This window comes from Pseudomonas sp. CGJS7 (assembly GCF_036961695.1).
This window is the reverse complement of record NZ_JBAMDI010000245.1, coordinates 1-6,310: the sequence shown is the minus strand read 5'-3', so window position 1 is coordinate 6,310 and position 6,310 is coordinate 1. Positions and strand designations below refer to the sequence as shown.

6 protein-coding genes are annotated in these 6,310 nt (G+C 67.5%); 4 read left to right on the top strand and 2 right to left on the bottom strand.

Features of this window, described 5'->3' with window-relative positions; genetic code table 11:
• Window positions 1-31 precede the first annotated feature (31 nt).
• Both V7787_RS52005 and V7787_RS52000 read right to left on the bottom strand, forming a co-directional pair.
• Entirely contained in the window at window positions 32-613 is a 582-nt protein-coding gene (locus V7787_RS52005; RefSeq protein ID WP_336095328.1) for an HAD family hydrolase, read from the bottom strand.
• Complete coding sequence (locus tag V7787_RS52000) at window positions 610-1,389, bottom strand: hypothetical protein (RefSeq protein ID WP_336095327.1); 780 nt, start codon at window positions 1,387-1,389, stop codon at window positions 610-612. The genes V7787_RS52005 and V7787_RS52000 overlap by 4 nt, the downstream gene beginning before the upstream one ends.
• A gap of 205 nt (window positions 1,390-1,594) precedes the next feature.
• Between V7787_RS52000 and V7787_RS51995 the strand changes: the two genes are divergently transcribed.
• The 4 genes from V7787_RS51995 (at window position 1,595) to V7787_RS51980 (ending at window position 6,282) form a co-directional block, all read left to right on the top strand.
• On the top strand, window positions 1,595-1,873 hold the full coding sequence (locus tag V7787_RS51995) for a DUF493 family protein (RefSeq protein WP_336095326.1): 279 nt from the start codon (window positions 1,595-1,597) through the stop codon (window positions 1,871-1,873).
• A complete protein-coding gene (gene lipB, locus V7787_RS51990; RefSeq protein ID WP_442965383.1) occupies window positions 1,870-2,553 on the top strand; it encodes a lipoyl(octanoyl) transferase LipB in 684 nt (227 codons plus the stop codon). The genes V7787_RS51995 and lipB overlap by 4 nt, the downstream gene beginning before the upstream one ends.
• Window positions 2,554-2,724: 171 nt before the next feature.
• Window positions 2,725-3,765, top strand: a complete 1,041-nt coding sequence (gene lipA / locus V7787_RS51985) for a lipoyl synthase (protein ID WP_336095325.1) — start codon at window positions 2,725-2,727, stop codon at window positions 3,763-3,765.
• A gap of 303 nt (window positions 3,766-4,068) precedes the next feature.
• A complete protein-coding gene (locus tag V7787_RS51980; protein WP_336095324.1) occupies window positions 4,069-6,282 on the top strand; it encodes a carboxy terminal-processing peptidase in 2,214 nt (737 codons plus the stop codon).
• Window positions 6,283-6,310 lie beyond the last annotated feature (28 nt).

Here is a 6,310-nt window from a genome sequence, read left to right as displayed (position 1 = left end):
GCCGCTCCTACAGGCAGATCGCGCGGCTTGCTCAGGCGCGGGCGGCCAGCGCCCGCTCACGCCAGCGCCGCTTCTCGATGCCGCGCACATTGGGCTCGGCCGCCAGATGCTCCAGATAAGCGATCAGATCCAGCAATTCCCGGTCGCACGGGTCTTCGCCCAGGTACTCGCTCACGCAGACCAGGTTGCCGTAGTTGTGTGCGTGCTTGGCCGGCGTGTCGTCGATCGCGACGATCCGTTCCAATCGATAGCCGTGCCGTTTGAGTTTCTGCAGGCGCTTGCGGTCGACATACTCGCCGCTGTCCCAATCGCGGCCGATCGAACAGCGTTCCCGCGACCACAGGAAGCGCAGCGTTCGCGGCGGAAACAACGCGGCGCACACCGCTTCGGCGTAAACGCGGCCCGAGGAAGTCCACACGCCGACGTCGTAGCGCGCCAGCACGTCTTCGAGGAAGGTCGACAGATGCGGGCGTCGGTAAACGTGATAGCCGGCCGCGTGGAAATCCGCCGGACGGTCGAGCTCGAACTCGCTGGCGTAGATCAGGGTTTCGTCGAGATCGAGCATCAACGCCAGGCGGTCGCCGCTGGGCGGCAGCGGGCGGTCCGGGCTCATCGCTTGGACGGCGGCGCCGGCGTCAGTTCGGTCACGCGTTGCCACAGCAGCCGCAGCGGTTCTTGCGCGTTGCGGTCGCAGGCGCGGTCGCGGGCGAAGTAGCGGCCGTCGACGCAGGCTTCGAAGAACGCGTCCGGGCCGCCGTATTCTTGCGCGCAGAACACGGCGCTGCGCTGCGGCGCGGTCCATAGTTCGGGGACGTTCCAGGCTTCTCGCAAAGCCTTCAGGCGGCTCAGGTCGATCCTCCGGTCGACGGGGAACCCTTCGCGGTACGAAAGCGTGAGCGGATGGCGGGTTGGACGATGCCTCAGGTCATCGTGCACGCGCACGCGAGCGTTGCTGCCGTGCACGTCGATCTGCACGTGCCATGCCGTCGTCGGTAGGTCGGGGGAACCCAACCACATGACGTAGCGGTCGCCGCCGATGGGCACCGGATCGGGATGGGTCTCGGTCCGCCAGGTTTCGCTGGGCAGAAATGTGCCCGAGCTGGGCGGTGGCGTCGCGGGTTCGACGTCCTCGCTGCCGCAATGCGCAGCCAGCCCGCGCGGGCCCGGCGTGCGCCAGTCGGGATCGGCGATCCGTTCGGATTTGCTGAGCAACTGCCGAATATCCGGATCGGTCGCATCCATCGGCTGCGGCGGCAGCGCGATCCAGCCCTCGCGCTCAGGCTTGCGCAAGGCCGGCACCGCGACCGCCATCACGGCCGCGCCCAGGGCCAGCGCGATCAGGCCCACGGCGGCGGGGCGGGCGGAATGTTGGCGGTCTTGCGGGCCCATCGTGAGGTGAATGCGGCGGCGGAGTCGCCACGTTAACGCGTGCCGCGCGATTGCGGCAGGCGGCACGGGGTGCGAGGCCCGCGGCATGCCGAATCTGGCGGCTGCGGGCCGATCCGGCGCCGCCGGGTTCTCGTTCCATCAGCGCAATGCCGCCGTCCCAGCGCCGAGCTTGGGTTGCCCCGGGCGCGGACCCATAATGGCGGGCATGGACATTCATTCCGACAACCCCGATCACGGCTTCCAGTTTCCCGGCGACTTCGAGCTCAGCGCGATGGGTTCGGCCGACATCGGCCTGGAACGCGTACTGCCGCAATTGCTGATGCAGGCCGGGATCGAGGTGGTGACCGAAACCATCCAGTGGAAGCATTCCTCCAGCGGCAAGTACGTCTCGGTACGGATCAGCTTCCGCGCCAAGGATCGCGCCCAGTACGACCTGGCGCACCAGGTGCTGCGCGATCACCCGGAAGTGAAGTGGACACTGTGATCGACTCCGTCGCCGCCGTGTTCGGCGGCGTGGCCTCGGCGCCGGCCGCGCAGCTGCGCGATCTGGGCCGGCAGCCGTACGAGCCGGTCTGGCGCGCGATGCAGGCCTTCACCGACGCGCGCGACGCCGACACGCCCGATGAGTTGTGGCTGGTCGAACACGACCCGGTGTTCACCCTGGGCCAGGCCGGCAAGGACGAACACGTGCTGATGCCGGGCGATATCCCGGTGATCCACGTCGATCGCGGCGGCCAGGTCACCTACCACGGCCCCGGCCAGATCGTGCTGTACCCGCTGCTGGACCTGCGCCGGCTCAAGGTCGGGGTGCGCGAGTACGTCGACCGGATCGAACAGGCGGTGATCGACACCCTGGCCGAATGGAACATCGAAGGCGCCCGCAAGGACGGCGCGCCGGGCGTGTACGTGGCCGGGGCCAAGGTCATGGCGCTGGGGATCCGGGTGCGCCGCGGCTGCACCTTCCACGGGCTGGCGTTCAATATCGCCATGGATCTGTCGCCGTATCAGCGGATCAACCCTTGCGGTTATCAGGGGCTGCAGGTGACCTCGGTGCTAGACTTGGGCGGCCCCTCGGGCATGGAGCAGGTCAAACCGGCGTTGGTGGCCAACCTGGCCCGGCAGTTCGGTTTGAGCGTCGAGAACGCGGAGCCGTTGAGTTTCTGATTTCCCTTCTCCCGCCCACGGGAGGAGTGTTCGATTTCCCTTCTCCCGCTCGCGGGAGAAGGTGCCCGAAGGGCGGATGAGGGCGCGACACCGCCAACCGCCGCCGGCCCTCACCCCAGCCCTCTCCCGCCAGCGGGAGAGGGAGCTAAACGACAAGAGCCAAGCAACGCCATGACCAGCCCCGCCTCCAAGTCCATCCCGCTCACGGTCGTCAGCGGCGGCGCGCCCGAAGCGTTCGCGCCGGCGGTGCTGGAGTCGACCACGATGACGCCCGGCGCCAAGCAGCTCGGCGGCGACAAGATCAACCGCTCGCCGGTGCAGTTCGCCGACGTGCCGGTGCTGCGCAAGCCCTCGTGGATCCGGGTGCGCATCCCCTCGGGCAACTCGGTCGCCGTGCTCAAGGCCAAGCTGCGCGAAAACCGTCTGGTCACGGTCTGCGAAGAAGCCAGCTGCCCCAACATCCACGAGTGCTTCAGCCACGGCACCGCGACCTTCATGATCCTCGGCGAGGTCTGCACCCGCCGCTGCTCGTTCTGCGACGTCGCCCACGGCCGGCCCAAGCCGCCGGACGCCAACGAGCCGGCCAATCTGGCCCGCACCGTCGCCGACATGGGCCTGAAGTACGTGGTCATCACCAGCGTCGACCGCGACGACCTGCGCGACGGCGGCGCCCAGCATTTCGTCGACTGCATCGCCGCGGTGCGCAACGAAAGCCCGCGCACCAAGATCGAGATCCTGACCCCCGACTTCCGCGGCAAGGGCCGGATGGAGCGCGCGCTGGAGATCTTGAACGCCAATCCGCCGGACGTGTTCAACCACAACGTCGAAACCGTGCCGGATCTGTACACCAACGTGCGTCCGGGCGCCGACTACCAGTGGTCGCTGACCCTGCTGCAGAAGTTCAAGGCCCAGCATCCGCATGTGGCGACCAAGTCCGGGATCATGCTCGGCCTGGGCGAGACCATGGAGCAGGTGCAGGCGACCTTGCGCGATCTGCGCGCGCACGACGTGGACATGATCACCATCGGCCAGTACCTGCAGCCGACCCCGCACCACCACCCGGTGCTGCGTTACTGGACGCCGGAAGAGTTCAAGGAGCTGGAAACCTACGGCATGGCGCTGGGCTTCACCCACGTCGCCTCCGGTCCGCTGGTGCGTTCGTCCTATCACGCCGACCGGCAGGCGATCGACGCCGGTTTCGCCGTCGCCTGAGCCGCGGCGATCGCGGCCGGCACGGGTAAGCCGACCCAGTTGCGGCCCGCTCCGGCCGTCGCTCGGCCCATCGCGGAAAACCCGCGGAAAAACGTGCCCGCCCGGCCGATCCGGCCGCGCATAACGGGCCGATAACGCCCGCTCACCCCAAACTGAACCGCATTCACGCGCGCAACGGGCAATTGCGGGCGTCGAGTCGACAGCGCTTGCAACTTTCGGCACTGTGGTCTTGTCGAAAGCCGCATCATCCTCCTGCTGCATCCCCCTTAAAGTCCGGCTCTCCCCGGCCGGGAAGACTTCGCGATGACCCTCAAGAACACGCGTGCCCTGACTTTGGTCGCAGGCTTCCTGCTGACCGCTCCGCTGGCGTTGCTGGCCCGCCCCGATGCCCCGGCCGGTTCGAGCAACGTATCGACCTTGCCCAGCGCGCCCACCGCCGACCAGACCACCGCCGCCAAGCTGGTGTACGGCCTGCTGTCGGACAGCCGCTATGCCTACCGGCCGCGCGCGCTCGACGATGCGCTGTCGGCCGACATGTACAAGCGCTATCTGGAATCGCTCGACTCCGGCAAGCAATTCTTCACCGCCGCCGACATCGGCCGTTTCGACGCTTACAAGAACAAGCTCGACGACGCGATCAAGAGCGGCGATCTGTCGCCGGCCTACACCATCTTCGCCACCTACAAGCAGCGGGTCGACGAACGCGTGGCGTATGCGCGCGCGCTGCTCAAGCAGCCGGCCAATTTCGAGTTCGAAGGCGCCGACCGTTACGACTACGACCGCAAGGACGCGCCCTGGGTCGCCGACACCGCCGCGCTCGACGCGCTGTGGAAGCAATCGGTGCGCAACGACTGGCTGCGGCTGAAGCTGGCCGGCAAGAAGAGCGACGACATCGCCAAGACCCTGGACAAGCGTTACACCAACATGGCCAAGGGCATTTCCGAGCTTAAGGGCGAGGACGTGTTCCAGACTTTCGTCAACAGCTACGCCAACGCGATCGATCCGCACACCGATTACCTCACCCCGAAGTCGGCCGACAACTTCAACATGACCATGTCGTTGTCGCTCGACGGCATCGGCGCGCAGTTGCAGAAGCAGGACGACGTGGTCGCGATCCGCGAAGTCATCCCCGGCGGCCCGGCCGCGCGCAGCAACCTGCTCAAGCCCGGCGACCGCATCGTCGGCGTGGGCCAGGGCGACAGCGGGGTGATGGAAGACGTGGTCGGCTGGATCATCGACGACGTGGTCGCCAAGATCCGCGGGCCCAAGGGCAGCAAGGTGCGTCTGGACGTGGTCCCGGCCGAGGCCGGCCTGGACAGCAAGCCCAACCGCATCGTGCTGGTGCGCGACAAGGTGCGCCTGGAAGAGCAGGCGGCCAAGTCGGAAATCATCGACATCCCCGCGGCCGGCGACGCGCCGGCCAAGCGCGTGGGCGTGATCAAGCTGCCGGGCTTCTATCAAGACTTCGAAGGCCGCCGCAAGAACGCCAACGATTACGCCTCGGCCACCCGCGACGTGGGCAAGCTGCTGACCAAGCTGCGCGCCGACAAGGTCGACGGCGTGGTGCTGGATCTGCGCAACAACGGCGGCGGCTCGCTCAACGAAGCCATCGAGCTCACCGGTCTGTTCATCGACCGCGGCCCGGTGGTGCAGGTGCGCGAATCCGGCGGCCGGGTCAGCGTGGAAGGCGACAGCGACACCGGCATCGCCTGGGAAGGTCCGCTGGCGGTGCTGATCAACCGCGGTTCCGCGTCGGCCTCGGAGATTTTCGCCGGCGCCATCCAGGACTACGGTCGTGGCCTGGTGATCGGCGAAACCACCTTCGGCAAGGGCACGGTGCAGAACCTGGTCGATCTGGACCGCTGGCCGGCCAACGAGACCGCGCGCTTCGGTCAGGTCAAGCTGACCATCGCCCAGTTCTTCCGCGTCAGCGGCGGCTCCACCCAGAACAAGGGCGTGGTGCCGGACATCGCGTTCCCGGTGTCGGTGGACGCCACCGAATACGGCGAAAGCACTTACGACAACGCGCTGCCGTGGACCAAGATCGCCGCGGTGCCGCACACCAGCTACGGCAATTTCGCTCCGCTGCTGCCCAAGCTGGAAACCCTGCACACCAGCCGCATCGGCAGCGACAAGGAATTCCAGTGGTGGTCGCAGGACGTGGCGCAGTTCCGCGACGAGCGCGCCAAGAAGTGGATTTCGCTCAACGAGAACGAACGCCGCGCCGAGCGCGATCGCGAAGACGCCAAGCGCAAGCAGCGTCAGGCCGAACGCAAGCAACTGGGCCTGGCGCTGGACCCGCTGGCCGACGATTCCAACGACGACGGTCTGGCCTCGTCGGAGCGCGACATCGTCAAGGACGCGGCGCGGCAGAAGCTCGCCGACAAGCGTCCGGACCCGTTGCTGCGCGAATCGGCGGCGATCCTGGCCGACGCGGTGCGTCTGCTCAACAACGACCGCCAGCTGTCGGCGCAGGTGCTGCCGACCGCGACCCGGCCGGGGCATTGGGCCGACTGAGCGATCGGCTGCGAATGGTTCACCGAAA